The organism is Paracoccus sediminicola (assembly GCF_027912835.1).
In the GTDB taxonomy this organism is placed as follows: Bacteria; Pseudomonadota; Alphaproteobacteria; order Rhodobacterales; family Rhodobacteraceae; genus Paracoccus; species Paracoccus sediminicola.
Genome location: NZ_CP115768.1, coordinates 2,668,396 through 2,694,655, shown reverse-complemented (window position 1 = coordinate 2,694,655; position 26,260 = coordinate 2,668,396). Strand labels below are relative to the sequence as shown.

General features: G+C 62.6%; 29 protein-coding genes. 18 read left to right on the top strand and 11 right to left on the bottom strand.

From position 1 onward, the window contains the following. The first annotated feature begins 77 nt into the window (after positions 1–77). Both serB and PAF18_RS13260 read left to right on the top strand, forming a co-directional pair. Positions 78–956: a phosphoserine phosphatase SerB gene (gene serB, locus PAF18_RS13265; protein WP_271116172.1), complete on the top strand. Its 879-nt coding sequence runs from the start codon at positions 78–80 to the stop codon at positions 954–956. A gap of 192 nt (positions 957–1,148) precedes the next feature. After that, positions 1,149–1,355 (top strand): cold-shock protein, encoded by a 207-nt coding sequence (locus PAF18_RS13260; protein ID WP_271116171.1) that lies wholly within the window; start codon positions 1,149–1,151, stop codon positions 1,353–1,355. 126 nt (positions 1,356–1,481) lie between these two features. On the opposite strand, the gene efp is transcribed toward PAF18_RS13260, so the two are convergent. Next, positions 1,482–2,048: an elongation factor P gene (gene efp / locus PAF18_RS13255; protein ID WP_271116170.1), complete on the bottom strand. Its 567-nt coding sequence runs from the start codon at positions 2,046–2,048 to the stop codon at positions 1,482–1,484. A gap of 88 nt (positions 2,049–2,136) precedes the next feature. On the opposite strand from efp, the gene epmA reads away from it, so the two are divergent. Then, a complete protein-coding gene (gene epmA / locus PAF18_RS13250) occupies positions 2,137–3,177 on the top strand; it encodes an EF-P lysine aminoacylase EpmA (protein WP_271116169.1) in 1,041 nt (346 codons plus the stop codon). Here the strand turns inward: epmA and PAF18_RS13245 are convergent. Both PAF18_RS13245 and PAF18_RS13240 read right to left on the bottom strand, forming a co-directional pair. Next, positions 3,174–4,184, bottom strand: a complete 1,011-nt coding sequence (locus PAF18_RS13245) for an NAD(P)H-dependent flavin oxidoreductase (protein WP_271116168.1) — start codon at positions 4,182–4,184, stop codon at positions 3,174–3,176. The genes epmA and PAF18_RS13245 overlap by 4 nt on opposite strands. A gap of 74 nt (positions 4,185–4,258) precedes the next feature. Further along, complete coding sequence (locus tag PAF18_RS13240) at positions 4,259–4,726, bottom strand: Lrp/AsnC family transcriptional regulator (RefSeq protein ID WP_271116167.1); 468 nt, start codon at positions 4,724–4,726, stop codon at positions 4,259–4,261. A 112-nt stretch (positions 4,727–4,838) separates the two neighbouring features. Here PAF18_RS13240 and hppD point away from each other — a divergent pair, with 112 nt between their 5' ends. The 8 genes from hppD (at position 4,839) to PAF18_RS13200 (ending at position 12,216) form a co-directional block, all read left to right on the top strand. Beyond that, positions 4,839–5,951, top strand: coding sequence for a 4-hydroxyphenylpyruvate dioxygenase (hppD, locus tag PAF18_RS13235; protein WP_271116166.1), 1,113 nt, complete (start codon positions 4,839–4,841; stop codon positions 5,949–5,951). Then, positions 5,948–6,295, top strand: a complete 348-nt coding sequence (locus PAF18_RS13230) for a Rieske (2Fe-2S) protein (protein WP_271116165.1) — start codon at positions 5,948–5,950, stop codon at positions 6,293–6,295. The genes hppD and PAF18_RS13230 overlap by 4 nt, the downstream gene beginning before the upstream one ends. A 377-nt stretch (positions 6,296–6,672) precedes the next feature. After that, on the top strand, positions 6,673–6,894 hold the full coding sequence (gene nrdH, locus PAF18_RS13225; protein WP_271116164.1) for a glutaredoxin-like protein NrdH: 222 nt from the start codon (positions 6,673–6,675) through the stop codon (positions 6,892–6,894). Between the two features lie 33 nt (positions 6,895–6,927). Then, positions 6,928–7,344 (top strand): class Ib ribonucleoside-diphosphate reductase assembly flavoprotein NrdI, encoded by a 417-nt coding sequence (gene nrdI / locus PAF18_RS13220; protein ID WP_271116163.1) that lies wholly within the window; start codon positions 6,928–6,930, stop codon positions 7,342–7,344. Next, positions 7,326–9,470 (top strand): class 1b ribonucleoside-diphosphate reductase subunit alpha, encoded by a 2,145-nt coding sequence (gene nrdE / locus PAF18_RS13215; RefSeq protein ID WP_271116162.1) that lies wholly within the window; start codon positions 7,326–7,328, stop codon positions 9,468–9,470. The genes nrdI and nrdE overlap by 19 nt, the downstream gene beginning before the upstream one ends. A gap of 12 nt (positions 9,471–9,482) precedes the next feature. Continuing rightward, positions 9,483–10,463 (top strand): class 1b ribonucleoside-diphosphate reductase subunit beta, encoded by a 981-nt coding sequence (gene nrdF, locus PAF18_RS13210; protein WP_271116161.1) that lies wholly within the window; start codon positions 9,483–9,485, stop codon positions 10,461–10,463. Between the two features lie 184 nt (positions 10,464–10,647). Next, the gene (locus PAF18_RS13205; RefSeq protein ID WP_271116160.1) at positions 10,648–10,860 is read left to right on the top strand and encodes a hypothetical protein; all 213 of its coding nucleotides are present in this window, start codon (positions 10,648–10,650) and stop codon (positions 10,858–10,860) included. A 453-nt stretch (positions 10,861–11,313) separates the two neighbouring features. After that, positions 11,314–12,216, top strand: a complete 903-nt coding sequence (locus tag PAF18_RS13200; protein WP_271116159.1) for an outer membrane protein — start codon at positions 11,314–11,316, stop codon at positions 12,214–12,216. Between the two features lie 54 nt (positions 12,217–12,270). Here the strand turns inward: PAF18_RS13200 and PAF18_RS13195 are convergent, their stop codons facing one another. The 3 genes from PAF18_RS13195 to rimO form a co-directional block, all read right to left on the bottom strand. Next, a complete protein-coding gene (locus tag PAF18_RS13195) occupies positions 12,271–13,500 on the bottom strand; it encodes a DUF2254 domain-containing protein (protein WP_271116158.1) in 1,230 nt (409 codons plus the stop codon). A gap of 176 nt (positions 13,501–13,676) precedes the next feature. After that, entirely contained in the window at positions 13,677–15,332 is a 1,656-nt protein-coding gene (ettA, locus tag PAF18_RS13190; RefSeq protein WP_271116157.1) for an energy-dependent translational throttle protein EttA, read from the bottom strand. A gap of 84 nt (positions 15,333–15,416) precedes the next feature. Continuing rightward, positions 15,417–16,784 carry a 30S ribosomal protein S12 methylthiotransferase RimO gene (gene rimO, locus PAF18_RS13185; protein WP_271116156.1) on the bottom strand — a complete coding sequence of 456 codons (1,368 nt, stop codon included), beginning with the start codon at positions 16,782–16,784 and terminating at the stop codon, positions 15,417–15,419. Positions 16,785–16,900: 116 nt separating this feature from the next. Here rimO and PAF18_RS13180 point away from each other — a divergent pair, with 116 nt between their 5' ends. Further along, entirely contained in the window at positions 16,901–17,257 is a 357-nt protein-coding gene (locus PAF18_RS13180) for a dihydrodipicolinate reductase (RefSeq protein WP_271116155.1), read from the top strand. 21 nt (positions 17,258–17,278) lie between these two features. Here the strand turns inward: PAF18_RS13180 and PAF18_RS13175 are convergent, their stop codons facing one another. Beyond that, positions 17,279–17,794 carry an HdeD family acid-resistance protein gene (locus PAF18_RS13175; protein WP_271116154.1) on the bottom strand — a complete coding sequence of 172 codons (516 nt, stop codon included), beginning with the start codon at positions 17,792–17,794 and terminating at the stop codon, positions 17,279–17,281. 175 nt (positions 17,795–17,969) lie between these two features. Here PAF18_RS13175 and PAF18_RS13170 point away from each other — a divergent pair, with 175 nt between their 5' ends. Continuing rightward, positions 17,970–18,440: a hypothetical protein gene (locus PAF18_RS13170; protein WP_271116153.1), complete on the top strand. Its 471-nt coding sequence runs from the start codon at positions 17,970–17,972 to the stop codon at positions 18,438–18,440. 360 nt (positions 18,441–18,800) lie between these two features. Here PAF18_RS13170 and PAF18_RS13165 read toward each other — a convergent pair whose 3' ends face one another. From PAF18_RS13165 to PAF18_RS13155, 3 genes are read right to left on the bottom strand one after another with little or no spacing between them, the layout of a single operon-like run. Then, a complete protein-coding gene (locus tag PAF18_RS13165) occupies positions 18,801–19,562 on the bottom strand; it encodes an ABC transporter permease (RefSeq protein WP_271118140.1) in 762 nt (253 codons plus the stop codon). After that, on the bottom strand, positions 19,562–20,524 hold the full coding sequence (locus tag PAF18_RS13160; RefSeq protein WP_271116152.1) for an ABC transporter ATP-binding protein: 963 nt from the start codon (positions 20,522–20,524) through the stop codon (positions 19,562–19,564). Before PAF18_RS13160 ends, PAF18_RS13165 begins: the two co-directional genes overlap by 1 nt. A 37-nt stretch (positions 20,525–20,561) precedes the next feature. Further along, the gene (locus PAF18_RS13155) at positions 20,562–21,764 is read right to left on the bottom strand and encodes an MFS transporter (protein ID WP_271116151.1); all 1,203 of its coding nucleotides are present in this window, start codon (positions 21,762–21,764) and stop codon (positions 20,562–20,564) included. Positions 21,765–22,123: 359 nt separating this feature from the next. Between PAF18_RS13155 and PAF18_RS13150 the strand changes: the two genes are divergently transcribed. Together PAF18_RS13150 and PAF18_RS13145 are read left to right on the top strand one after the other, a co-directional pair. After that, positions 22,124–22,846, top strand: a complete 723-nt coding sequence (locus tag PAF18_RS13150) for a rhomboid family intramembrane serine protease (RefSeq protein ID WP_271118139.1) — start codon at positions 22,124–22,126, stop codon at positions 22,844–22,846. After that, entirely contained in the window at positions 22,843–23,226 is a 384-nt protein-coding gene (locus tag PAF18_RS13145) for a GFA family protein (protein ID WP_271116150.1), read from the top strand. Before PAF18_RS13150 ends, PAF18_RS13145 begins: the two co-directional genes overlap by 4 nt. 67 nt (positions 23,227–23,293) lie before the next feature. Here PAF18_RS13145 and ubiG read toward each other — a convergent pair whose 3' ends face one another. Then, positions 23,294–24,034: a bifunctional 2-polyprenyl-6-hydroxyphenol methylase/3-demethylubiquinol 3-O-methyltransferase UbiG gene (gene ubiG, locus PAF18_RS13140; RefSeq protein WP_271116149.1), complete on the bottom strand. Its 741-nt coding sequence runs from the start codon at positions 24,032–24,034 to the stop codon at positions 23,294–23,296. 44 nt (positions 24,035–24,078) lie between these two features. On the opposite strand from ubiG, the gene pip reads away from it, so the two are divergent. From pip to rimP, 3 genes are all read left to right on the top strand, one after another. Then, complete coding sequence (gene pip, locus PAF18_RS13135; protein ID WP_271116148.1) at positions 24,079–25,047, top strand: prolyl aminopeptidase; 969 nt, start codon at positions 24,079–24,081, stop codon at positions 25,045–25,047. Beyond that, positions 25,044–25,502: a tryptophan-rich sensory protein TspO gene (tspO, locus tag PAF18_RS13130; RefSeq protein WP_271116147.1), complete on the top strand. Its 459-nt coding sequence runs from the start codon at positions 25,044–25,046 to the stop codon at positions 25,500–25,502. The genes pip and tspO overlap by 4 nt, the downstream gene beginning before the upstream one ends. Positions 25,503–25,618: 116 nt before the next feature. Beyond that, positions 25,619–26,260, top strand: a complete 642-nt coding sequence (rimP, locus tag PAF18_RS13125) for a ribosome maturation factor RimP (RefSeq protein WP_271116146.1) — start codon at positions 25,619–25,621, stop codon at positions 26,258–26,260.

The window sequence follows — 26,260 nt, the reverse complement described above, 5'->3', positions numbered from 1 at the left end:
CGCCGTGGCGGTTCCCGATGCTGGTGCCGGCGCAGGATTTGCGCTAACCGCTCGGCGCAGCCGCCAGAGGATATGTCATGCACACGATCACCGTTCTCGCCGCACCCGACCGCGCCGATCTGGATCAGGACAGGATCACTGCGCTGCGCGATCTGTTCGGCGGCGGCAATCCGATCTGGCTGGCCGACAGGATCGCCGCCGAATTCCCGGCAACCCAGCTTCCCGCCGATGCGGCGGCCATTGCCGAGGATACGCGCATGGCGGGTTTCGATCTGGTTATTCAGCCGACCGCGGGACGGCGCAAGGCGGTGCTGTTGGCGGATATGGATTCCACGATGATCCTTCAGGAATGCATCGACGAACTCGCCGCCGAAGCCGGCGTCGCCGAACGTGTCGCCGACATCACTGCGCGCGCGATGAACGGCGAACTGAATTTCCACGAAGCCCTGATCGAGCGGGTCGGACTGCTGGCCGGGCTGGATGAGCGGATCATCGACAAGGTCATCGACGAGCGGATCACCCTTGCCCCAGGCGGACGCGAGCTGATCGCGACGATGCGCGATCAGGGCGCGTATACGGCGCTGGTCTCAGGAGGTTTCACTGCCTTCACAAGTGTCATCGCCGCAGAGCTGGGTTTTGATGAGCATCGCGCCAACAGCCTTCTGGCCGATCAGGGCGTTCTGACAGGACATGTGGGTCTTCCCGTTCTGGGACGCGAGGCGAAAGTCGCGGCGCTGCAAGAGATCACATCGGCGCGGGGCCTGACCCCGGCCGAGGCGATGGCGGTGGGCGATGGTGCGAATGATCTCGGAATGCTTCAACGCGCGGGGAGCGGCGTGGCACTGCATGCCAAGCCGGTCGTCGCGGAACAGGCCGGGATCCGCATCGACCATGCCGATCTGACAGCGCTGCTTTACATCCAGGGCTACGGGCGGGACGAATTCGTCACCGGCTGACCACCGCCGGGGGTGGCGCATTTTTGCCGCTCGCCGCGAAATTGCACGCCGCCCCCTCGCAAACCGGCGGGATCATCGCTATATAGGCGCTGCATCTCTTTTTCGAACCTGTTCCTTTCGGCTCAGCTTTCGACTTCAAGCTTTGCCGGGCCGCTGCGCTGTGTGAGCGGCATGAATATAAGGAATACCACGATGGCCAACGGCACCGTGAAATGGTTCAACGCCACCAAAGGCTACGGCTTCATTGCCCCGGAATCGGGCTCCAAGGACGTGTTCGTCCACATCTCGGCCGTGGAACGCGCCGGTCTGCGCGGGCTGGATGATGGTCAGGCCGTGACATTTGATCTGGAACAGGATCGCAATGGCCGCGAGTCGGCCAGCAATATCGCGCTCGCCTGAGCCGATTGCCAGTCAGTAGACAGAACGGGGCCGCAACGATTGCGGCCCCGTTTTCTTTTGCGCGTTCCAACCACGAAGAAAGGCGCCGCAACGGGCGCCTTTTTTGATCGTCCAAGTCGCAGCGGCTCAGTCCTTGGCGCGCTCGACATAGCTATTGTCAGCGGTGTTGATGACAATGCGCGTGCCGGTGCCGATATGCGGCGGCACCATCACCCGCAGACCATTATCCACCTGCGCCGGCTTATAGGAAGAAGACGCTGTCTGGCCCTTGACCACCGGCTCGGTCTCGGTCACCTCGACGGTCATCTTCTGCGGCAGCTCCATCGCGATGGGCGCGCCGTTGAACACCTGAAGGAAGACCCGCATCCCCTCCTTAAGATACACGGCCTGATCGCCGATCACATCTTCCGAGGCCACGAGCTGCTCATAGGTCTCGGGCTCCATGAAGTGATAACCCTCGCCGTCATTATACAGATAGTCATATTCCCGCTCATCGACATGAGCCTTCTCGACCTGATCGGTGGTCTTCCAGCGTTCGGCGACCTTGGTGCCGTCCGAGATGCGGCGCATATCAACGCTGGTGGTCGGTGTGCCCTTGCCGGGGTGGAAGTTCTCGGCCTTCAGAACGACATACAGCTTTTCGCCGATCTCGACGACATTGCCCTTCCGGAGGCTGGAGGCGATGACTTTCATCTCAGGTTTCCTTGCGAGTTTGATCGGATGCGCCTATGCGCGTTGGCGGTGTCCCTACCCCAAGCAAAGCCTCATTGCCAGTGAAACCATGAGCGATTCCCCCTGGTGGCAGCCCCACCGTCATGCCGACCGCCGCCCCGCATTGATGGCCCGCAACCGCATCCAGCGGGCGATTCGGGACTGGCTGGACGACAATGGCTTCGCCGAGGTCGATCCCTCCGCGCTGGCGGTCAGCCCGGGCAATGAAACCCATCTGCACGGCTTCGCGACCGAGATGGTCGGCAATGATGGCAAAGCCCGCGCGATGTATCTGCACACCTCGCCAGAATTCGCGATGAAGAAGCTGCTCGCTGCCGGAGAGCCGCGCATCGCTGCTTTCTCGCATGTCTGGCGCAACCGCGAGCGCGGGAAGCTGCACCATCCGGAATTCACCATGCTGGAATGGTATCGCGCCGGCGAGGATTACACGGTGCTGATGGACGATTGCGCCGACTTCCTGATGCTCGCCGCCGAGGCCGCCGGCGCGAATGAGTTTCGCTGGCGGGATTCCGTGTGCGACCCCTATGCCTCACCGGAACGGGTCAGCGTCGCCGAGGCTTTCGCCGATTTTGCCGGGATAGACCTGCTTGCGACGATCTCGGCGGATGGCGCGACGGACCGGGATGGGCTGGCGGCGCAGCTGGACAAGGCCGGGATCGCGCGAGCGCTGCACGATAGTTGGTCCGATCTGTTTTCTCGTGCCCTGGCCGAGCGGGTCGAGCCGCATCTGGGCCGTGGCTGCGCCACGATTCTGGACCGATACCCGGCCCCCGAGGCCGCGCTTGCCCGCCGCGCGCCCGATGATCCGCGCGTTTCGGAACGCTTCGAGCTGTATGCCTGCGGGGTCGAGCTTGCCAATGGTTTCGGCGAACTTACCGATCCGGCCGAGCAGCGCGCCCGGTTCCAGCACGATATGGCCGAACGTGCGCGCATCTATGGCGACGCCTACCCGCTGGACGAGGATTTCCTCGCCGCGCTCGCGATCATGCCCGAGGCATCGGGGATCGCTCTGGGCTTCGACCGGCTGGTGATGCTGGCCACGTCGGCCCCTTCGGTCGAGGCGGTGATGTGGGCGCCGGTGGCCGGCTAAGGGGTCAGCCGGGAAAGGATTTCAGCCGCGCCGCCAGGTTCAGCCCTGGCGCAGCCCGTCCCGGCCCAGAACGGACCGTAGCCATGCTCGCCCTGTGCGGATGCCGCCGCATGAAGAGCCTTCAGCGCCGAATATGGTAGCGGATAATCCGGCGCATTGCTGTCATCGCGGCTGCTGATGATATTCTCGACCCCGCGCGCCTGGCGGCCCGAGATCGCCCGCGTCATACGCGTCTGGCCGCCGGCGAGCGCCGCGCGGTGCGGATCGGATGTGCCCGCCTCATCTGCGACCAGAAAAGCGGTGCCGCACTGCGCCGCGACTGCGCCCGCATCAAGCGCCGCCTGCACATCTTCGCGCGTCATAATTCCGCCTGCCGCGATCAGCGGAAGACCGGCTTCGGTCAGCGCGGAAAGAAGCTCCATCGTCTCAAGCCGCTCATCCGGGCCGTTAGCATCGAACAGTCCGCGATGCCCGCCCGCCTGCCAGCCTTGCGCGACGATGCCGTCCAGCCCCGCTGCCCTGATCTTCAGCGCATCCGCCAGGTTCGTGGCCGACCCCAGCAGGACCGCCCCGCTCTCGCGCAGCGCCGCGACGCGTCCGGCATCGGGCAAGCCGAAGTGAAAGCTGACCACGCCAGGTCGCTCTTCCAGAAGCATCTGCAGCATCGCATCATCTTCCGCGAAAGGCGTGTATCCCGAGGTAAGCTGATCTGGGGCTGCTGCTCCGAACCGGCCGAAATCCGGTGCGAGCCCGTCAAGCCAGTCACGCTCCTTCTGCGCATCCCGGCGCGGCGGAGCGTGACAGAAGACATTCACATTGAACCGCGCTGACGTCTGCGCGCGCACGGCCCGGATATCTTGCCGCGCCCGTTCCGCGTCCTGCGCCGCCACGCCAAGCGAGCCCAGCCCGCCCGCATTCGCCACCGCAGCGGCGAGCGCTGGGGTGGTAATTCCGGCCATCGGCGCCTGCACCACCGGCACGCGCATCCCGATCTTCGCAAGCAGCATCGGAGCCTCCGTTTCCACACATCCTTGATGCGCCGCCGGGCAGGCGGCCTCAACCGTTAAATCGTCCTCTCCGCTCAGATCGGTAGCCCGCCATCCTGCTTGGCCGATTTCAGCACGATCTCGGACCGGACCTGCGTGACCTGAGAATGCTGCAACAGCCGATCATGGATGAAATCCGCAAGCGCATCCAGATCCCGGACCTGCAATTCCATCACGTAATCTGCATCGCCCGAGACCGAATGCGCCGCCCGGACCTCTGGCTGCGCCGCCGCGAAGCTGGCGAAATCCTTGTCCCCCGCCGCACCGTGGCTGCGCAGGTTCACCCGCGCAAAGGCCCGGATCCCAAAGCCGAGCGCGCGCGCGTCGAGCTGTGCCGTATAGCGTCGGATCACGCCGGATTTTTCGAGCGCGGCCCTGCGGCGCGAACATTGCGACGGCGAGAGGTTCACGATCTCGGAGAGCTGCGCATTGGTCAGCCCTCCGTCTCGCTGCAATGCGGCAAGAATCGCGCGATCAAAGCTGTCATGCAAGATTTCGTCCATCACGCCCTCCGATATGCGCGTTTCGTGCATAGCCTCGCCTCAGCCTGATGCAATTGCAACCGGCTTGCATCCGAATCGGCGCATAATCAACGGAAGCGAACAGGAGGACATCATGGGACCTTTCCCGCACGACGCACCGAAAGCCGAAATCAGCAAATCGAACCCCGCCGGCACGGACGGGTTCGAATTCGTCGAATTCGCCCACCCCAACCCGGAAGAGCTGGACAAGCTGTTCCGCAAGATGGGCTTCGTCCCGGTGGCCAAGCACAAGTCGAAGAATGTGACACTCTATCGTCAGGGCGGCATCAACTATGTGCTGAATGCCGAACCGGACAGCCATGCCAGCCAGTTCATCACCGATCACGGCCCCTGCGCCCCGGCCATGGGCTGGCGCGTCGTGGATTCGCAGCACGCGCTGAAACGTGCCGTCGAGCTGGGCGCAGAGGAATATACCGGCCCCGGCAAGGTGCTGGATTTCCCGGCTGTGCTGGGGATCGGTGGCAGCCTGCTTTATTTCATCGACAAATATGACGACACCGGCAGCGCCTGGGATGCGGAATATGACTGGCTGGGCGAAACGGACCCGCGCCCCGAAGGCGTCGGCTTCTATTACATCGACCACCTGACGCATAACGTCGTGCGCGGGAACATGGACACCTGGTATAAATTCTATAACCAGACCTTCAATTTCCGCGAGATCCGCTATTTCGACATCAAGGGCAAGCAGACCGGGCTGTTCAGCCGCGCGCTGACCTCGCCCGATGGCAAGATCCGCATTCCGATCAATGAAAGCGCGGATGAGCACAGCCAGATCGAAGAGTATCTGAACGAATACAAGGGCGAGGGCATCCAGCATATCGCGGTCGCCTCGGAGGATATCTATGCCTCGACCGACGCGATTGCCGAGAAGGGACTGGAATTCATGCCCGGCCCGCCGGATGTCTATTACGAGATGTCCCGCAAGCGCGTGACCGATCATGAAGAACCGCTGGACAAGATGAAAAAGCACGGGATTCTCATCGACGGCGAAGGCGTGGTCGATGGCGGCACGACGCGGATCCTGTTGCAGATCTTCTCGAAAACCGTGATCGGGCCGATCTTCTTCGAGTTCATTCAGCGCAAGGGCGATGACGGCTTCGGCGAGGGCAATTTCCGCGCCCTCTTCGAATCGATCGAGGAAGACCAGATGCGCCGCGGCGTGCTGAAATCCGAACCGGCGGAATGAGCTGGCAGGACCTGTCGACCGCACCCGCACCGGGCACGGTCGTCTGCGAAACGGACGAGGTCGAGGGCGTGAAAGCCCTCGACCTTGCCGGCTTTCCGCTTCTGGTGGTGAAGGATGCGCACGGGTTGCGCGGTTTCGTAAACCTCTGCCCGCATCAGTTCCTGCCTTTGGATTACCGTGGCGGCAATCTCCTGTCGTCGGATGGGGCGCGGCTGATTTGCAGCTCGCATCAGGCCCAGTTCGATGCCGCCAGCGGAGAGGTCTGCGATGGACCCGCCGAGTGCGGGCTCGACCCGGTGCCGTTGCGTCAGGAACACGGCAGGGTCGTCATCGGCAACGCCTGAGATCGGCCTTGCCCCTGCGCCGGTCGACAAGCTTTCGCCAGCAAGCGTTGAACAAACTCCAGATGAGACACCGAGCGACCTCGATCGCCCCACAATGGAGCGATTCTGTCAACCCATAGATAATCTGTGGACGACCTACACAAAATGTTGACATGCCCCCTCGCCACACCACAATATGGTCGAGCTTTGACAGGCACGGGAATCACCCGGAAGCGAGACAGAAGGGGCAAGAAAGCACCCTCGAAACCCCTCGCGGCGGACAGGTGTCAGGGCAGCAACAAACCATGGTGCAGGGGCCATGGGGCGCTTTGACCGGAAAGCCGCGCTTTGCCGGATACTGACGTTCTGCCCTGCATCGAAGACAGCATGAGGGACAGATGAGCATCACCGTTTATTCCAAGCCGGCCTGCGTTCAATGCACCGCCACCACCCGCGCCCTGCAGGCGCGCGGCATCGAATTCGACATTGTCGACCTGACCCAGGACGAAGACGCCTTTGCGCATGTCTCGGGCCTCGGCTATCGTCAGGCACCGGTGGTCATCGCTGGCGACGCACATTGGTCCGGCTTCCGCCCGGACCTGATCGGCCAGCTTTCCTGACACGGCGCGGCAGGCTCTGGTGGCACCGATCCGATGGCGCAGCTCGTCTATTTCTCCTCCCGCTCGGGCAACACGGCGAAGTTCGTCGCCCGGCTGGGCATGGAGGCGCTGCGCATTCCGATCAGCCTCGATGAGCCGTTGCCGATGCCCGATCGGCCCTATGTGCTGATCTCTCCAAGCTATTCGGACGGCCAGGGGCGCGGTGCCGTGCACCCCCAGGTCGTCCGTTTCCTGAACGATCCCGCAAGACGGGCGCTGATCCGCGGCGTCATCGCCGCAGGCAACCGCAATTTCGGACAGTTTTATGCGCTTGCCGGGCGACGCATCGCCGACAAGCTGAACGTGCCGCTGCTCTATAAATTCGAGCTGGCCGGCAATGACGAAGACATCGCCCGCGTGACCCAAGGGCTACACCGATTCTGGAGAGAGACATGCTTGACGACCGCCTGAACCGTCCCGCGCCCGAGGCGAAGGACTATCATGCGCTGAATGCGATGCTGAACCTGTATGACGAGGCAGGCCAGATCCAGTTCGACGCGGACCGCAAGGCGGCGCGGCAGTATTTCCTGCAGCATGTGAACCAGAACACGGTCTTCTTCCACAGCCTTGACGAAAAGCTGGGCTATCTGGTCGAGGAAGGCTATTACGACGCCGCCGTGCTGGACCAGTATTCCAAGAACTTCCAGCGCAAGATCTGGGACGAAGCTTACGGGAAGAAGTTCCGCTTCCCCAGCTTCCTTGGCGCGTTCAAATATTACACCTCCTATACGCTGAAAACCTGGGACGGCGAACGCTTCCTGGAGCGTTACGAGGATCGCGTCGTCATGGTCGCCCTGACCCTGGCCCGCGGCGACGAGACGCTGGCCATGTCGCTGATGGAAGAGATCATCGAGGGTCGCTTCCAGCCCGCGACGCCGACCTTCCTGAATGCCGGCAAGAAAGCGCGGGGGGAATTCGTGTCCTGCTTCCTGCTGCGCATCGAAGACAACATGGAATCGATCGGGCGCGGCATCAACTCGGCCCTGCAGCTGTCCAAGCGCGGCGGCGGCGTCGCGCTGATGCTGACCAATATCCGCGAACATGGTGCGCCGATCAAACAGATCGCCAACCAGTCCTCGGGCGTGATCCCGGTGATGAAACTGCTGGAGGACAGCTTCAGCTATGCCAACCAGCTTGGCGCAAGGCAGGGTGCAGGCGCGGTCTATCTGAACGCGCATCACCCCGATATCCTGCGCTTCCTCGATACCAAGCGCGAAAACGCGGATGAAAAGATCCGCATCAAGACCCTGTCGCTGGGTGTCGTGATCCCCGACATCACCTTCGAGCTGGCGAAGAAGAATGAGGACATGTATCTCTTCTCGCCCCATGATGTGCAGAAGGTCTATGGCCTGCCCTTCTCGGACATTTCGGTGACCGAGAAATATCACGAGATGGTCGACAACCCGAAGATCCGCAAAAAGAAGATCAATGCCCGCGCCTTCTTCCAGACCATCGCGGAAATCCAGTTCGAATCCGGCTATCCCTATATCATGTTCGAGGACACGGTGAACGCCGCGAACCCCATCGCGGGCCGCATCGCCATGTCGAACCTGTGCAGCGAAATTCTGCAGGTGAACACGGCCTCGGAATTCAATGACGATCTGTCGTATGCGCAGATGGGCACGGATATTTCCTGCAATCTCGGCTCGCTGAATATTGCCAAGGCCATGGATAGCGGCGATCTGGCGGCAACCGTCGGCACCGCCATCCGGGCGCTGAACGCCGTGTCCGAAATGTCGGCCATTGATTCGGTCCCGTCCATCCGCAAGGGCAATGACGAGGGCCATGCGATCGGCCTTGGCCAGATGAACCTGCACGGCTATCTGGCGCGCGAGCGTATCCATTACGGATCGCCCGAAGGGATCGACTTCACCAATATCTATTTCGCGACGGTGCTGTATCACGCGCTGCGGGCCTCGAACGCCCTGGCGAAAGAGCGTGGCAGAAGCTTCGCGGGCTTCGAGCAGTCGAAATATGCCGATGGCACCTTCTTCAACAAATATACCGGGCGTGACTGGCTGCCCGAAACAGAGCGCGTGACGGAACTGTTCGCGGATGCCGGCATCCCCGTTCCCACGCGTGAGGAATGGGCCACCCTGCGCGACGCGGTGATGACCGACGGGCTATATAACCGCAACCTGCAGGCGGTGCCGCCGACCGGCTCGATCAGCTATATCAACTACGCCACCTCCTCGATCCACCCGATCACCGCCAAGATCGAGGTCCGCAAGGAAGGCAAGATCGGCCGCGTCTATTATCCCGCGCCCTATATGACCAATGACAATCTGGAATATTACCGCGACGCCTACGAGATCGGCCCCGAGGCGATCATCGACACCTATGCCGCCGCGACCCAGCATGTCGATCAGGGCCTGTCGCTGACCCTGTTCTTCCCCGCCGATGCCACGACGCGCGACATCAACCGCGCCCAGATCTACGCCTGGAAAAAGGGCATCAAGACCATCTACTATATCCGCCTGCGCCAGGCCGCCCTTGAAGGGACCGAGGTCGAGGGCTGCGTTTCCTGCACGCTGTAAGGGGCAAGATTCATGAAAGATTCCGTCAATACCACCCGTGCCGTCCCCGCCGCCGTCAACTGGAACCGCCTTCAGGACGACAAGGATCTGGAGATCTGGAACCGTCTGACCGCGAATTTCTGGCTGCCGGAAAAGGTGCCGCTGTCAAACGATATTCAAAGCTGGTCACAGCTGAAACCGGCTGAACAGACGCTGACGATCCGCGTTTTCACCGGGCTGACCCTGCTGGACACGATCCAGAATACGGTCGGCGCCCCCTCGCTTCTGCCCGATGCGATCACGCCGCATGAAGAAGCCGTACTGACCAATGTCGCCTTCATGGAGGCCGTCCACGCCCGCAGCTATTCTTCGGTCTTCTCGACGCTCTGCCAGACATCGGAAGTGGATGAAGCCTTCCGCTGGTCGTCCGAGAATGAACAGCTTCAGGCCAAATCGCGGCTGATCCTTGACGAATACGATTCGGCCAGCCACCCGCTGAAAAAGAAGATCGCCAGCGTCTTCCTGGAAAGCTTCCTGTTCTATTCCGGCTTCTACCTGCCGATGCACTGGTCCAGCCGGGCGCGCCTGACCAACACGGCCGACCTGATCCGCCTGATCATCCGGGATGAGGCGATCCACGGCTATTATATCGGCTATAAATACCAGCGAGGGCTGGAGAAAGCCTCCGAGCAAGAGCGGGCCGAGCTGAAGGATTTCGCCTTCTCGCTGCTGTTCGATCTCTATGAAATTGAAGGGAAATATACCGAGACGCTGTATGATCCGGTGGGGCTCACCGAGGATGTGAAGCATTTCCTGCATTACAATGCCAACAAGGCGTTGCAGAATCTCGGATACGAGGCGCTGTTCCCGGCCGAGGCGTGCAAGGTCTCTCCGGCGATCCTGGCAGCGTTGTCCCCGAATTCGGATGAAAATCACGACTTTTTCTCGGGTTCCGGGTCCAGCTATGTGATCGGAAAAGCCGTTGCGACGGAGGATGAGGACTGGGATTTCTGATCCCGGCTTTCGCCATCACGCAAACCGGCCGCGCTTTCGGGTGCGGCCTTTTACATGCGTAAGCCGGTCTGCGCCGGGTGTGCACCGCGCGTCCACAGGGGCGGTGAAAGCGTGATTAGGTGACGCGCAGCTTTCGCGTTAGAATGACTGCGCAACTGGTCCCGCATCGAAGAAAGGAACCGCCATGTTCCGACTGACGATCACCGCCGCTGTCGCCGCTTTTCTCAGCCTGCCCGTCGCCGCGCAGGAGGCCAAGCCGGTCACGCCTGCACCCGAGACCGCCCCCGAGACCGGGGCCGCGCCCGACAGCAGTCTTCCCGCCGATCCGGCAATTCCGCTTCCGGTGCTGCCGATGCAGGGGCGCGACTGCAACAAATCACGGCAGATGACTTCCTGAGCCTGTCTTGGCAAAGACGGAAATGCGCGAGTGCCTGTGGCGGCTGTCCCAAGCCGAAATCCGGCGACGCAGGGTCACGCTGTTCCGCGGCAGACAGGCGACTCTCGGCGAGTCGTGCAGACCCTATGTGCAGCAGCAATTTCACACGTCAAGCGCGTAAGAAACTCAGCGCGCAATCATAAGTTGCTGATATAGCAGCCTCTCTGTGGCCCTACACGAATATGTGATCAGCCAGATCAGCGACTGAACCGTTCGGGCAGTGAACCCGCCTCTATTACTTATCGTAACCTTAACATGGCACTAGGTTCACGGCACTCAGAGAGTTAACTTTCACATATAGCTTTAGATAGTTGCACAGCGGCAACGGCAGTGACCAATTGCCAACTTGTTACTGCCCAGAGTCAGGGCACCGCGTTACCTCCGCGCAGTCTTTATTCAGTCAGGAGGTTGAAGATGACAAAATTTATGACGACCGCAGCCGTTGCTGCGCTTTTTGCAGGATCGGCGACGGCGGGCGGTTATGTGGCTCCGACGGTCGACACCGTTGCGCCGCCGGTGGTCCTTCAGGCGCCAATTGCAAGCTGGTCGGGCTTCTACGCCGGGGTCCAGTATGGTGGCGGCGATACCGATTTGTCATATCCGGCGTCGAATAACGATGATGACGGCGGCGACCCGAACCCCGGTGGCGGTGGCAGCGACCACGATTCCGGCGGCGGCGGAGGTAATGGCGGCGGCGGCGATGATGGTGATAACGGGGGTGGCGGCGACCATGAGGATGGCGGGTCCACCGACGAGGGCGATCACGAGGATGGCGGCTCGGATGAGGGCGATCACGAGGGCGGCGGTTCGGACGAGGGCGATCACGAGGGTGGCGGCGACCACGAAGGCGGCTCGGGCGGCGGCGATCACGCCACCACCGCGCAGCGTCCGATCCTGCGCGCGGCCAATCCGCAAATGGCGGATCCGCTGGCACCCTATGACGACGGCGATCTGGACGCGATGGGCGCCCATATCGGCTATATGCATGATTTCGGGCGTTTCGTTCTGGGCGGAGAGCTGGATTACAACAAGCTCAGCAACGATTCCCGCACCATGGGGCTGACCCGGCTGCGGGCGCGGGCCGGCTATGACATGGGCCGTTTCATGCCTTATGCGACGGTCGGTGGCGCCAAGATCGCCGATGGCGACCTGTCGGAGACCGGGGTCACCTATGGTCTTGGCGGGATGTTCAAGGTCAACGAGCGCGTGACGCTCGGCGCCGAATACAGCGTGCAGGAATTCGATGATGTGCACAGTGTTGACGGGCAAGAACTGAAGCTGGACCTGCTTCAGCTTCGCGCCTCGTATCGGTTCTGATTCGCGCCGTCCGGCAAGGTTCGGGGCGGTCCCGCGGGGCCGCCCCTTTTGCGTTCACTCGATGCCCAGAATCTGCCGTTCCCAGTCTTCGGTAATCACCTTGCCCGAACGGTTCCGCGCCCGTTCGGCCTCGCGCCGCGCCGCTGGCAGATGACCGCTGACCGCCAACGCGCCAAGACAGTCCAGCAGCGTCTGCTGGACTTCGAGCGTCGAGACACCGTCACGGGCGATCGGCGCGAAAAAGTTGGCGTACATCTGCGGCACGTCCAGCGGCGGGGCGAAGACGCGGTCGTAATCGGGCGCCTGATCGCCCTCGGGCTGATCGTGATAGGCCTGAAGCACCCTCGTGCCCGCGCGGAGCACCTCGATGGCAGTGCCCGGATCGTTGATGCCAGGCGAAAGCGCCTTGCTGGCCACCTCGCCCAGAACGGTCATGCCATATTGCAGATCCTGTTCGAAACTGCGCGACTCTCCGATGGTGAAGGAATTGCGCATGGCCTGGACGAATTCGTCGCCGATCTCGTCACGGAGACCCAGCAGAGCCTCGCCGCGATGCACGTATTTGCCAGGCATGCGCAGCACCTCGACCTCGGTTTCAGCGGTCTTGGCTGCCTTCTGCATCTCGGCGAAGTCGATATAGCGGACATAGCCAGCGCGTTGCGCATGGACCTTGATCGACCGTTCCAGCGCCGCCTGCCGGGGCACCGCGCCAAGCGACGGATTTTCGCGGAACCGCTTGGCGGGTTCCATCGCGGCGCGTTCGATCCGGTCGATGATGTCGCTCATCCGGCCGAACTCGTTAAGGTGGTTGACCCAGCGCAGCAGCGCCCAAGTGATCAGGAAGATGTCCAGCAGCGTGGCAATGAACAGCAGCACGCGCGCATTGTCGGGATACAGCCCCGCCGACAGCCCGATGATGCCGACGATCGAGAAGAGGAACGAGCCGATGAAGATCGATACAGCAGTCTGGGCGACGCGGTCCTCTTCCAGCAGGCGTGTGGCGCGGGGCGTGGCGTTGGCCGTGGCCGAGCTATAGGCCGAAACGATGATCGACATCGAGAAGGTGGTTACCGCCAGCATCGACGATGCGATGATGTTCAGCAGCGACCCGACCGAGCCGGAGGCCAGGTCGATTTTGGGAATATAAGGCAGATAGGGCCCGACAAACTGCGCCGTCAGCGCCAGGGCAATACCCGCGATGCTGTAGAGCGTCACGCGGACCCACATCTTGCGAAGCTGCTCTTTCAGCCGGATCATCCAGCCGCTTTGTAGCCAGCGGAACATGCATTGACCTCATGTCTTTACGGTTTGCCGGACCCGCCGGACAGAGGGTTTCTGCCGGTTTTCAGTGCGATGTTCAATGATCTGCCGGCCCGCGGGCCGGAGGGCGGGCACGACAAGGCCGCGCCCGTGACCGACAAAAGCTGGTCTGCGGCGCGGTGGGCGCGCGCCGCGTCAGGTCAGCGGCTGAACTTCTTGTATTTCACCCGCTTCGGCTCCACAGCATCCGGCCCCAGACGCCTGATCTTATCCGCCTCGTAATCCTCGAAGTTGCCCTCGAACCATTCGACATGCGCATCGCCCTCAAACGCGAGGATATGCGTGCACAGACGGTCGAGGAAGAAGCGGTCGTGGCTGATGATCACTGCGCAGCCGGCGAAATCGTCAAGCGCGGCCTCCAAAGCCTGCAACGTCTCGACATCCAGATCGTTGGTCGGTTCGTCAAGCAGCAGCACATTGCCGCCGGATTTCAGCAGCTTGGCCATGTGGACGCGGTTGCGCTCACCCCCTGACAGCTGGCCGACCTTCTTCTGCTGATCGCCGCCCTTGAAGTTGAACGCCGATGCATAGGCGCGAGAGTTCATCGACACGTCGCCCAGCTCGATCTGCTCGGCCCCGCCGGAGATTTCCTCCCACACGGTCTTGTCGCCGCCAAGCGCGTCGCGGGACTGGTCGACATAAGACAGCTCGACCGTGTCGCCATAGCTGATCTCGCCCGCATCGGGCTGTTCCTGACCGGTCAGCATGCGGAACAGCGTCGATTTACCGGCACCGTTCGGGCCGATCACGCCGACAATGCCGCCCGGCGGCAGGCTGAAGGACAGATCCTCGATCAGAAGCTTGTCGCCCATGGCCTTTTTCAGCCCCTCGACCTCGATCACCTTGGATCCGAGGCGTTCGCCATTCGGGATGATGATCTGGGCGCGGGACAGTTTTTCACGCTCGGACTTCGACGCCATTTCGTTATAGGCGTTGATCCGGGCCTTCTGTTTTGCCTGACGGGCCTTGGCCCCGGCGCGGATCCATTCCAATTCGCGTTCCAGCGTCTTCTGGCGGGCCTTGTCCTCACGCGCTTCCTGTTCCAGCCGCTTGGCCTTCTGTTCCAGCCACGAGGAATAATTGCCCTCATAGGGAATGCCGCGCCCGCGATCCAGTTCGAGAATCCAGCCAGTGATGTCGTCGAGGAAATAGCGGTCATGGGTCACGACAAGGATCGTGCCGGGATATTCGATCAGGTGCTTTTGAAGCCAGGCGATGGTTTCCGCATCCAGATGGTTGGTCGGTTCGTCCAGCAGCAGCATGTCGGGCGCTTCCAGCAGCAGCTTGCACAGCGCCACACGGCGGCGTTCGCCGCCTGAAAGGGTCGAGACATCGGCCTCGTCGGGCGGGCAGCGCAGGGCCTCCATCGCGACGTCGATCTGGCTGTCAAGATCCCACAGGTTTTCGGCGTCGATTTCGTCCTGAAGCTTCGCCATCTCATCGGCGGTTTCGTCGGAATAGTTCATCGCCAGCTCGTTGAAGCGGTCCAGCTTAGCTTTCTTTTCCGCCACACCAAGCATGACGTTTTCGCGAACGTTCAGCGATTCATCGAGTTGCGGCTCCTGCGGCAGATAACCAACCTTGGCGCCCTTGGCCGCCCAGGCCTCGCCCTGAAAATCCTTGTCGAGCCCGGCCATGATCTTCAGCAGCGTCGATTTACCGGCACCGTTCACGCCGACAACGCCGATCTTGACGCCGGGCAGGAAGTTCAGGCGGATATTCTCAAAGACCTTCTTGCCGCCGGGATAGGTCTTGGACACGCCGTCCATGTGATAGACGAATTCATAGGCTGCCATCGGGCGCTCCTGTCGGATAGGGGTTTGGGGGCTATTTAGGCGATGCAACGGCGAAGTTGAAGCGCGGCGGGAAGGTCGCGGCGATCACAGCCGGCCCCAGAGGTCATATTCGCCGGCCTCATCGACTGTGACGCTGACGATATCGCCGGGTTTGAGGCGCTCGAACCCCTCGTCGATGAACAGGTTGCCGTCGATTTCCGGCGCGTCGGCTTTGGTGCGGCAGGTCGCGGCTTCGTCGTCCACCTCGTCCACGATCACCTCAATCCGGGTGCCGACCTTGCTGGCCAGCTTGGACCCCGAGATCGCCTGCGCCTTCTGCATGAAGCGTTCGAAACGGTCCTGCTTCACATCCTCCGGCACGTGGTCGAGCAGGTCATTGGCCCGCGCACCGGCGACGTTTTCGTATTGGAACGCGCCGACCCGGTCCAGTTGCGCTTCATCCAGCCAGTCCAGAAGCGTCTGGAATTCGGCCTCGGTCTCGCCGGGATAGCCGACGATAAAGGTGGAACGCAGGGTAATGTCCGGGCAGATGTCGCGCCATGCGGCGATCTCGTCCAGCGTTTTCGCCGCCGCTGCGGGGCGGGCCATGCGTTTGAGCGTATCGGGATGGGCGTGCTGGAACGGAATATCCAGATAGGGCAGCACCAGCCCTTCCGCCATAAGCGGGATCAGATTGCGGACATGCGGATAGGGATAGACGTAATGCAACCGCACCCATGCCCCAAGCGAACCCAGATCGCGGGCGAGATCGGTGATATGGGCGCGGTGGCCGCGATCCTCGGCGTGCTTAAGGTCCACACCATAAGCAGAGGTGTCCTGCGAGATCACCAGCAGTTCCTTCACCCCCGCCGCGACCAGCTTTTCGGCTTCCCGGATAACCGCATGGGCCGGGCGGCTGACCAGACGGCCGCGCATATCGGGGATGATGCAGAATTTGCATTTGTGGTTACAGCCCTCGGAAATCTTCAGATAGCTGTAATGGCGGGGTGTCAGGCTGACGCTGCTTGCGGGCAGCAGATCCACGAAAGGATCGGGCGCGGGCGGAACCGCGCCATGCACCGCGTCCAGCACCTGTTCATATTGATGCGGCCCGGTGACGGCCAGAACCTTGGGGTGCGCGCCGGTGATATAGTCCGGCTCGGCGCCCAGGCAGCCGGTGACGATGACCCGACCGTTCTCGGTCAGCGCCTCGCCGATCGCATCGAGGCTTTCCGCCTTGGCGCTGTCCAGAAAACCGCAGGTGTTCACGATCACCGCATCCGCGCCCGCATAATCCGGGCTGATCGCATAGCCCTCGGCCCGCAGCCGGGTCAGGATGCGTTCGCTATCGACGAGCGCCTTGGGACAGCCGAGGCTGACCATCCCGATGGTCGGCTGCCCGTCGCGGCGCGGCGCGTCGGGAACCGTGGCGCGGGCGAGATCGGGGCGCAGATTGGGCGGGTTCGCTTGCATCCGCTGCACATAAGCGATTCGCGGCGCTGCGAAAAGAGATCAGCGCAGGTGGCGCAACTTTTGCCCGCCGCGGCGCGTCTCATTCAGCGGACGGATGAGCCATGGAGGAGCCCGACATGACCGCGACCCGACGCATCTCGCTTGCGCTGCTGGTGGCGCTGACCCCCGCGCTTGCACAGGCGGCAGAGCGGATCACCTCACGCGAGGGATTTCTTTCGGCGGTCGAAGGGCGGACGCTCAGCCGGACCGGGATCTCGCTGTCGGTATTGCCGGACGGACGCATCACCGGAAGCGCGCTCGGCGCTTCGGTCAGCGGAAGCTGGGACTGGCAGTCGGGCTGGTTCTGCCGGAAGCTGGCCTGGGGGAGCCGCGAATGGGCGCGCGACTGTCAGCTTGTCCAGATCGAGGGCGACCGGATCATCTTCACCGCCGGAAAGGGCGCGGGCGATCAGGCTGTGCTGACCATTCGCTGAGACCGCCCGCCCCTGAGCGGCTTAATCGGTGGCCTTGCGCGTCGTCGACAGCGCGACCATCGACACCCCCGTCGAGATCAGCTCGACCGCGAGCAGCACGCCCAGAATGGTCAGTGCCGAGGCAGGGAAATTGCCGAAGATCATCAGCGCCAGCGCCACCGAGACAATGCCGCTGAGAAGCACCAGCCAGAAGGCGTTGGTGCCGCGGAAATCGAAGGCAAGGAAAATCTTGAAGATTCCGCCGGCCAGAAAGCTGATCGCTGCCAGAATGGTCAGCGACACGACGCCGGCAAGCGGATTGCGCAGCAGGAAGATGCCCAGGAAGATGCAGGCCGCGCCCAGCAGCACGACCCAAAGCTTGCCGCCCGTGCCGCGGATCTGGAACGCGGCAATGATCTGAAGCAGGCCGATGAACAGGAATGACCAGCCGGCCAAAAGCTCGGCCGTCAGCGTCGCCGCGAAGGGGTTGGCCAGCGCCAGCACCCCGGCGAGAATCGACAGCAGGCCAATGATGATCCACATGATGCGTCCTCTCATAATTCATCTCCTTGAAATCTGTCGGGCGGATTCTGCGGATAACCGCACGATTCGCACTAGTGCCGCGCCGCGAGACGGAACTCTGAGGCCACCTGTGTCAATATTGTCATCGCCCGGCGGAACGGATCACGCAGCTGTCACTTTTTCTGACGCGCGAGCAGGCTAGATTACGCTCATGTTCAGCGTCTTTGCCCGTATGGCCCGTTTCTCTGTCCTGGTCCTCGCCGTGACCCTGCCGCTCGCCGTGCAAGCCGATATTCGCGAGAGCGAGAGCCGCATCGTCGTGCGCAACCATCGGGGCGGCAACGTGCTGGAAATGGTGCGGCTGCGCTCGAAGCTGGAAAATTCGGGGAAGCGGGTCGAGGTCCGGGGCTATTGCCGCTCGGCCTGCACCATGCTGATCACGATGCGCAATGCCTGTCTCGGCTCGGGCGCGACGATTGGCTTTCATGCTCCGCGCATTCCCAATACGACCATCATCCCGCCCTATGTCGATCAGATCATGGCGATGTTCTATCGCAACGGCATCCGCGACCGCTGGGAGAGCGAGTGGAAGTATTCGCTAGAGATGAAGAAGATCAGTTCCAAGGATTACATCAGGCTCGATCCGCAGACGCAGCTTTGTCGGGACTTCAAACGGGGATAAAAAAGGTCCGCGCCGAAGCGCGGACCATCTAGCATTCGCCCAAATCGTTAATGCGCCGCCTCGGCATACGGGCCGGGCGACCTACTCGTTATTCGGCGCGCGGCCGTTATCGGGCCCGCCGCAATGCACGGGCTTTTGTCGTTCGAGCCATGAAACGGGTCTCGCCGACTCGCGCACCGTCCTGACAGTGACGAACGGGGACGAACGGGTCAGCATCGGCAAGGTTCCGCCGTATCCGATCACAGAGACTTCATCGGCGCCCGCCCGAGGAAATCAGATGCTGACAAGACGCTGGTGTTGCTGCGTAAATCGGGTTCCAAGAAAAATCGCGATGACGCGACTGTGTCCGGCTCTTTTGGGTTATTCCCGCAGCCGCCAGCCGGTCGCGAAGATCCAGCGGATCACGCCCAGCGCAACGATCAGCGTCAGGCAGACCGCGAAAAGCGACACCCCGACCGGCACATCGGCCATGTCGAAAAACGCCCAGCGGAAGCCCGAGATGAGATACAGCACCGGGTTCAGCTTGGCGACGGTTTCCCAGAACGGCGGCAGCATCGAGGCCGAATAGAACGCGCCCCCGAGAAATACGAGCGGGGTGACCACCATCAGCGGCACGATCTGCAACTGCTCGAAATTCTTCGCCCACAGACCGATGATGAAACCCAACAGCGAGAACGACACCGAGGTCAGCACCAGAAAGGCAACCATCCAGAACGGATGCTCGATATGGATGCCGACGAAGAAGAAGCTGGTGATGAGGATCAGCACCGCGATCAGGATCGCCTTGCTCGCGGCGGCGCCGACAAAACCCGCCGTGACCTCGATCCAGCCTGCCGGAGCGACCAGATATTCATAGATCGTGCCGGAGAATTTCGGGAAATAGATCCCGAAAGAGGCATTGGACACGGATTGCTGCAACAGCGTCAACATCATCAGCCCCGGCACGATAAAGGCGCCATAGGGAATGCCCTCGACCGACTGGATGCGCCCGCCGATCGCGGCGCCGAACACGACGAAATACAGCACCGTGGACAGCACCGGCGAGGCGATGGACTGCCAGATGGTGCGAAAGAAGCGGGTCATCTCGTGGTGATAGATGGCCCGGATCGCGCCGGTATTGATCATGCCGAGCCCTCCTCTGCGGTGCTTGCTCCGCTGCGGTCATCCTCGGAGACGAGCGACATGAATACCTCTTCCAGGCTCGATTGCTTGGTCGAGACGTCGCGCACCTGAATGTCGAGCCGGGCCAGATCGGCCAGCAGATGCGCGATTCCGGTGCGGTCCGAGCGGGTATCGTAGTCATATCCCAGCCGCATCCGGTCATCCGACAAGGTGATGCCACGCTCGGCCAGTTCGGCGGGAAGCAGATCCAGCGGGGCGTTCATCTCGACCGTGAGATGTTTCTTGCCGAATTCGCCCATCATCTCGTTCTTGTCCTGCATCAGCAGCAGCCTGCCCTTGCTGATGACGCCGATCCGGTCGGCCATCTCTTCGGCCTCTTCCAGATAATGCGTGGTGAGGATGATCGTCACCCCGTCGCGACGCAGCTGTTCGACCACCTGCCACATCTCGCGGCGCAGGGCGACATCGACGCCGGCGGTGGGTTCGTCCAGAAACAGCACCTTCGGCTGATGCGAGAGCGCCTTGGCGATCAGCACCCGGCGCTTCATTCCGCCCGAAAGCTCACGCGTGGCGGCGTCGCGCTTGTCCCAAAGGGCGAGGCTGCGCAGCACCTGTTCCAGATAGGCATCGTCGGGCGGCGCGCCGTAGAGCCCGCGCGTGAAGCGGACGCAGTTCAGCACCGTCTCGAAGGGCTCCAGCGCGATTTCCTGCGGCACCAGCCCGATCAGCTTGCGCGCCGCGCGCCAGTCGCTGCGGATGTCGTGTTCGCCGACGCGCACCGTGCCGCCTGTCGGCACGACCAGCCCGCAGATGATCGAGATCAGCGTGGTCTTGCCCGCCCCGTTCGGACCCAGCAGGGCAACGATTTCGCCCTCGTCAATGGACAGTGAAACCTTGTCCAGCGCCTTGGTGCCGCCGGCATATTGCTTGCTCAACTGGTCTATCTCGATGATCGCCGTCACGATACCGCTCCTCAGTTCCGGGAGATCTGGGCGAGGCTTAGTGCGCGCGGGCCGGACTGTCCACCGTGGGCGGCGGTCGGCGCTTCAGCGTCACCGCCAGGATCAGCGCCAGCACCGCGAAACAGCCCGCGCCAAAGGTGAAGGCGGTCCGGTAATTCCAATATGTGATGACAGGCTGCATGACGATGGGCGACAGGAACTGCCCGAGAAAGAAGGACGAGGTGACAAGCCCCGATACCAGCCCGCGCCGCTTGGCCGGGGCGGCGTTCAGCGCGGTGGTGATGAAGGTCGGCATGCAGAACCCCAGCCCGCTGCCGATCAGCGCCGTGCCCAGCATCGCCATCGGCAGATGCACCGCATGCGCCACCGTCCAGAAGCCGGTCGCCATCAGCACGAACCCCGTCACCGGCGTGCCGATCCTGCCCAGCCAGGGCCGCACCCAGCCCGAGATCACCGCCATCAGCGCTGCCGCCATCATCATCGAAGCCATCACCTCGCCAGCATAGCGCGGATCTTCCAGCCCGATCTCGACCAGGTGATAGGGCAGCTGCGTCGGCACCGAATAGAATACGACGAAGGTCAGCGAGGCCGCCGTCGCCATGATCGCCACCGTCATCGGCCAGCCCGGCTCTCCCATTGCGGTTGCAGCTTGGGCGGCATCGCTGCCCGGCCCGCGATCCGGCTCTGGCAACAGCCACCACAAAAGCGGAAACATCGGCACGGCAAGACCATAGATCAGAAAGGGCAGCCGCGCATTGCCTGCGGCGAGGAACCCCGCCGTCATCACGAAGATCAACCCGCCGAAATTCACCGCCGCAAGCTGATAGCCCATCAGCCGCCCGCGCTCCGGCCCGGTGAAGTAATCCCCGATCAGCGCCGATTGCGCGGTCATGATCGCCGCCACGCCCAGACCCAGCGCCAGCCTGCTGAGAAAGATCGCCTCCAGCGATTGCAGATACAGCCCCGCCGTTCCGGCCACTGCATAGACCGCCAGCCCGGTAAACAGCGGGCCACGCCGCCCCAGCCGGTCCACCAGCGCCCCGGCAAAGGGCGCGACGATGGCCACGATCAGCGACGGCGCGGTGATCAGCAGCCGGGTGAGAAGCTCGGCATTGGGGTTGTCGGCAAAGATCTCCTGGATGCCGGGCAGGGCGGGGGTGATCGTCGCATTCGACATGATCGTCAGCGTCGCCGCCAGCATGAGCCCCCAAGCGCGAGAATCCCGCAAGATACGGTCCATCATCCAGCCTTTCGATCACAGGGTCTCGCGGAACGGGCCGTGGCAGGCGTCTCTGACCACCACCGGAGGCATTCCCCGAAAAGAGACATCGCAGCCGAAGCGGCCGCATCGCCGTCAGAATCGTTCAGTTGACCGGAATCGTCAAACCGATTCCAGACCGCTTGCGGTGTTCCGGCGCGCGGCTCCTGCCGGTGCTTCATTTCATGAGCATCTTCGATACCATCTGTCAGACATGACCCTCTGACACCGCATTACGAGAAAATCGTTGAGAAAAGGCCAACGTCGCCGTGCCTGGGACACCAGACTTGCCTCCGCGCGGGCTCTCGGGCATCGTCCCGGCACGAATTGCCGAGGAAGCGATGTTCCCGATCCGCGATCACAACCCGTCAGAGCGCACGCCCTATGTCACCATCGCGCTGATCGCGATCAATATCGTGATGTTCCTGCTGACTGCATCCTGGGCAGGCGGCATGGTCCGGCTGTGGGAGGATCTGGCGCTGTATCCGGTCGCGGTGACCAATGGCGCCAATCTCTGGGGACTGGTCAGCCATATGTTCCTCCATGCCGGCATCTTCCACATCGCGGGCAACATGCTGTTTCTCTGGGTGTTCGGGGATAATCTGGAAGACCAGATGGGGCATCTGGGCTTCCTTCTGTTCTATCTCGCCTGCGGACTCGCCGCTGCCGGGGCGCAGATCGCCGCAAACCCGTCCGAGGGCATCCCGATGGTCGGTGCCTCCGGAGCGGTGGCGGGGGTGATGGGCGGCTATCTGCTGCTGTTTCCGAAAGCCCGTGTCGATGTGCTGGCGATCATCATCATTTTCATCAAGGTGTTCACCATTCCTGCCTGGGTCATGCTCGGGCTCTGGTTCCTGTTCCAGATCTTCGGAAGCTTCTCGCTGATGGGCAGCGACGGCGTCGCCTATTGGGCCCATGCGGGCGGGTTCCTTGCCGGGATCGTGCTGACCGCACCACTGTTCCTGCGCCGCGGTGCGACCGGGTTCTGGGATCGCACAGAGGGCCACCCGCCTCATCCCGAGGCCAAATATCCGCGCAGCCGGATTCCCCAGGTGCGCCGATGACCCTGCCGCAGATCGCCACCCCGCACCGCCTGACCTGCCATTGCGGCGCAGTCGAGCTTGCCGTGACCCTGCCCGAGGGGCTGTCACACCGCTATCGCTGCGATTGCTCCTATTGCCGCCGGCGGGGCACGGTCATCGTGCCGACCGCGCTTGCCAATATCCGCATCGTGAAGGGCGCCGACACGTTGCGGCTCTATCAGTTCAACACCGGCACGGCGAAACATTATTTCTGCCCGCAATGCGGCATCTCCACCCATCACCAGAGGCGCTCCAACCCCGAGGAATACAGCGTCAACGCAGCCTGTCTCGACGGCGTCAATCCGCGCGATCTGGACCCCGTGCCGTGGAATGACGGGGTCAACCATTCCTCGGATCGCTGATTCACCTTGAGCCAAATATCCCGGGGTGAGCCGCATGGCGGCGAGGGGCAGCGCCCCTCTGCCCGGCTCAGCCCGCCCGCACCCCGGCGGCGGCATAGTTCACCGCCAGATCGCGATCCGAAAGAGACCAGCTCCAGCGGATGGGGTTGAACACCATCCCGGTGCGGTCGACCACGCGCAGCCCGGCGGATTGCATCATTTCGCCCAGCTCGTCGGGGGTGATGAAACGGGACCACTCATGCGTGCCCTTCGGCAGCCAGCGCATCACCCATTCCGCGCCGATGATCGCGGCGGCATAGCTGCGCGCGGTTCGGTTCAGCGTCGAGGCGACCAGCACCCCACCCGGATTCAGCAGGTCATGACAGCTTTTGACGAAGCCCGGCGGATCGGCAACATGTTCGACGATCTCCATCGCCAGCACCGCATCGAAACGCTCGCCCGCCGCCAGCAGCGCCTCGGCGGTCTCGGCGCGATAATCGATCTGCAGCCCGACCTGCTCGGCATGCAGCCTCGCCACCTCGATATTTCTCGGCGCAGCATCCGCGCCGACCACTTCGGCGCCCAGCCGGGTCATAGGTTCCGACAGCAGCCCGCCGCCACACCCGATATCCAGGACCCGCAGCCCGTCAAAAGGCCTCTGCCCCTTCAGATCCCGGTCGAACTGGGCCGCAATCTGCTGCGTGATATAGCCAAGCCGCACCGGGTTCATCATGTGCAGCGGCTTGAATTTCCCCGCCGGGTCCCACCATTCGGCGGCCATCGCCTCGAACTTGGCGATTTCGGACGGATCGCGGCTGTCTGTGGTCATGCTCTGTCCTTTCGCGCGGCTCGTTCGGCGTATATAGGGAAAGCATGGATCGCACATCAGGGCAAATCGGCGCAGCGCGGCTTTATCCGCATATCGAGCCCTTCGAACGGCGCAAGATCGAAGTCGGCGACGGTCACGTGATCTATCTCGAACAATCCGGCAATCCCGAGGGGCCCCCCGTTGTGGTGCTGCATGGCGGTCCGGGGGGCGGATGCAGCCCGTTCATGCGGCGCTTCTTCGATCCCGCGCATTATCGCGTGGTACTGTTCGATCAGCGCGGCTGCGGGCTGTCCACGCCCCATGCCAGCGTGACGGCGAACACCACGCAGCATCTCGTCGCCGATATCGAAACCATCCGCCACGCGCTGGGCATCCGACGCTGGACGGTTTTCGGCGGAAGCTGGGGCGCGACGCTGGCGCTCGCCTATGCCGAGACGCATCCCGGCCAGGTCAGCGGGCTGGTGCTGCGCGGCGTCTTCCTCGCCACGCAATCAGAGCTCGACTGGTTCTATGGCGGCGGGGCGGGGCGGTTCTGGCCCGAGCGCTGGCGCGATTTCTGCGCGCCGATCCCGCCCTCGGAACAGGACGATCTGATCGCGGCCTATCACCGGCGGCTCTTCTCGGGCAGGGCGCAGGAAGAAAAGCATCACGCGCGGCAATGGATCCTGTGGGAGAACGGGCTGGCCGGAATGGACATCGCGCGCCCCGGTGCCGCCTCGGACAATTACGCCCGCGCCTTCGCCCGGCTCGAATGCCATTACTTCCAGAACAAATGCTTTCTCGATGAAAATCAGCTTCTGCGCGACCGGCACCTTATCGAGCATCTGCCCTGCACCATCGTTCAGGGCCGCTATGACATGGTCTGCCCGCCGATCAACGCCTGGCGGCTGGCCGATGGCTGGCGCGGCTGCGATCTGCGGCTGATCCCCGGCTCGGGCCATGCGCTGTCAGAGCCGCGAATCGCCGCCGAGCTGGTCACCGTCATGGATGAGCTGAGGGGCCAGACCGCATGACCGCCTTTTACTTCCTCGTCTTTCTCTCGGCCTGCGCGGCAGCCGCGGCCACCGGCAGCGTTTTCCTGCCCGGCCCCTGGTATCAGGCGCTGAGGAAACCCGCCTGGACACCGCCGAAGAAAGCCTTCCCGATCGTCTGGACGACGCTTTATGTCGCCTCGGCCATCGCCGCCACGCGCATCGCCCTGACCGAGACCCCTGCGCCGGGCCTCGCACTATGGGCATTGCAGATTGCGCTGAATACGCTCTGGACCCCGGTTTTCTTCGGCGCGCGCCGCATGGGCATGGGGATGATCGTCATCGCCGCGCTGTGGCTGGTGCTTGCGGTGACGACGGTGCTGTTCCTCCAAACCGACCTGATCGCGGGACTGCTGATGATCCCCTATTTCACCTGGGTTGGACTCGCCGCGGCGCTGAACTGGCGCATCTGGAGAGACAACCGCGATTCGGCTTGAACTCCGCGGATCGTGGCGCTATATCCACGCTCAACAGCGGTGCAGGCTTCCACCCCCTGCGCCACCGGAATTTCGCACGGGCCGCTGACGGCCCGTTTTTCATTTCAGGGATGCTCATGTCGAACGACCTGATCGCCAAGACCGCCATCGACCGCCGCCTGGCAGAGATCATCACCCCCGTCATCGAAGATATGGGGTTCGAACTGGTGCGCGTGCGGCTTCAGGGCGGCAAGACCGCGACGCTTCAGATCATGGCCGACCGCCCCGATGGCGGGATCAATGTCGATGATTGCGCGGAAATCTCGACCATGGTCAGCGCCACGCTGGATGTCGAAGACCCGATCGAGGATAAATACATGCTCGAAGTGTCCTCGCCTGGCATCGACCGCCCGCTGACCCGGCTCAAGGATTTCGCAACCTATGAAGGTTACGACGCCAAGCTGGAAACCGATCAGCAGATTGACGGGCGCAAGCGCTTCACCGGTGTGCTGGCCGGGGTCGAGGGCGACGATGTGCTCATCAATATCGAGGTCGCGGGCGAGACCCAGACCGTCGGGCTGAATTTCGACTGGCTGGCCGATGCCAAGCTGCTGCTCACCGACGAGCTGATCGCCGAGATGCTGCGCCAGAAGAAAGAAGCCGGGGTCGAGATCGACAATCTCGACGAATCCATGTTCGACGATATCCAAACCGAAAGCGGCGACAGCGCCGATTCATCAGAAGGCGGGCCCGCGAACGGCGCCGCAACCAAGGAGTAA

Coding starts and splice junctions, on each gene's coding strand:
- serB (WP_271116172.1), top strand. CDS start 78: ATGCACACGATCACCGTTCTCGCCGCACCCGACCGCGCCGATCTGGAT.
- PAF18_RS13260 (WP_271116171.1), top strand. CDS start 1,149: ATGGCCAACGGCACCGTGAAATGGTTCAACGCCACCAAAGGCTACGGC.
- efp (WP_271116170.1), bottom strand. CDS start 2,048: ATGAAAGTCATCGCCTCCAGCCTCCGGAAGGGCAATGTCGTCGAGATC.
- epmA (WP_271116169.1), top strand. CDS start 2,137: ATGAGCGATTCCCCCTGGTGGCAGCCCCACCGTCATGCCGACCGCCGC.
- PAF18_RS13245 (WP_271116168.1), bottom strand. CDS start 4,184: ATGCTGCTTGCGAAGATCGGGATGCGCGTGCCGGTGGTGCAGGCGCCG.
- PAF18_RS13240 (WP_271116167.1), bottom strand. CDS start 4,726: ATGGACGAAATCTTGCATGACAGCTTTGATCGCGCGATTCTTGCCGCA.
- hppD (WP_271116166.1), top strand. CDS start 4,839: ATGGGACCTTTCCCGCACGACGCACCGAAAGCCGAAATCAGCAAATCG.
- PAF18_RS13230 (WP_271116165.1), top strand. CDS start 5,948: ATGAGCTGGCAGGACCTGTCGACCGCACCCGCACCGGGCACGGTCGTC.
- nrdH (WP_271116164.1), top strand. CDS start 6,673: ATGAGCATCACCGTTTATTCCAAGCCGGCCTGCGTTCAATGCACCGCC.
- nrdI (WP_271116163.1), top strand. CDS start 6,928: ATGGCGCAGCTCGTCTATTTCTCCTCCCGCTCGGGCAACACGGCGAAG.
- nrdE (WP_271116162.1), top strand. CDS start 7,326: ATGCTTGACGACCGCCTGAACCGTCCCGCGCCCGAGGCGAAGGACTAT.
- nrdF (WP_271116161.1), top strand. CDS start 9,483: ATGAAAGATTCCGTCAATACCACCCGTGCCGTCCCCGCCGCCGTCAAC.
- PAF18_RS13205 (WP_271116160.1), top strand. CDS start 10,648: ATGTTCCGACTGACGATCACCGCCGCTGTCGCCGCTTTTCTCAGCCTG.
- PAF18_RS13200 (WP_271116159.1), top strand. CDS start 11,314: ATGACAAAATTTATGACGACCGCAGCCGTTGCTGCGCTTTTTGCAGGA.
- PAF18_RS13195 (WP_271116158.1), bottom strand. CDS start 13,500: ATGTTCCGCTGGCTACAAAGCGGCTGGATGATCCGGCTGAAAGAGCAG.
- ettA (WP_271116157.1), bottom strand. CDS start 15,332: ATGGCAGCCTATGAATTCGTCTATCACATGGACGGCGTGTCCAAGACC.
- rimO (WP_271116156.1), bottom strand. CDS start 16,784: ATGCAAGCGAACCCGCCCAATCTGCGCCCCGATCTCGCCCGCGCCACG.
- PAF18_RS13180 (WP_271116155.1), top strand. CDS start 16,901: ATGACCGCGACCCGACGCATCTCGCTTGCGCTGCTGGTGGCGCTGACC.
- PAF18_RS13175 (WP_271116154.1), bottom strand. CDS start 17,794: ATGAGAGGACGCATCATGTGGATCATCATTGGCCTGCTGTCGATTCTC.
- PAF18_RS13170 (WP_271116153.1), top strand. CDS start 17,970: ATGTTCAGCGTCTTTGCCCGTATGGCCCGTTTCTCTGTCCTGGTCCTC.
- PAF18_RS13155 (WP_271116151.1), bottom strand. CDS start 21,764: ATGGACCGTATCTTGCGGGATTCTCGCGCTTGGGGGCTCATGCTGGCG.
- PAF18_RS13150 (WP_271118139.1), top strand. CDS start 22,124: ATGTTCCCGATCCGCGATCACAACCCGTCAGAGCGCACGCCCTATGTC.
- PAF18_RS13145 (WP_271116150.1), top strand. CDS start 22,843: ATGACCCTGCCGCAGATCGCCACCCCGCACCGCCTGACCTGCCATTGC.
- ubiG (WP_271116149.1), bottom strand. CDS start 24,034: ATGACCACAGACAGCCGCGATCCGTCCGAAATCGCCAAGTTCGAGGCG.
- pip (WP_271116148.1), top strand. CDS start 24,079: ATGGATCGCACATCAGGGCAAATCGGCGCAGCGCGGCTTTATCCGCAT.
- tspO (WP_271116147.1), top strand. CDS start 25,044: ATGACCGCCTTTTACTTCCTCGTCTTTCTCTCGGCCTGCGCGGCAGCC.
- rimP (WP_271116146.1), top strand. CDS start 25,619: ATGTCGAACGACCTGATCGCCAAGACCGCCATCGACCGCCGCCTGGCA.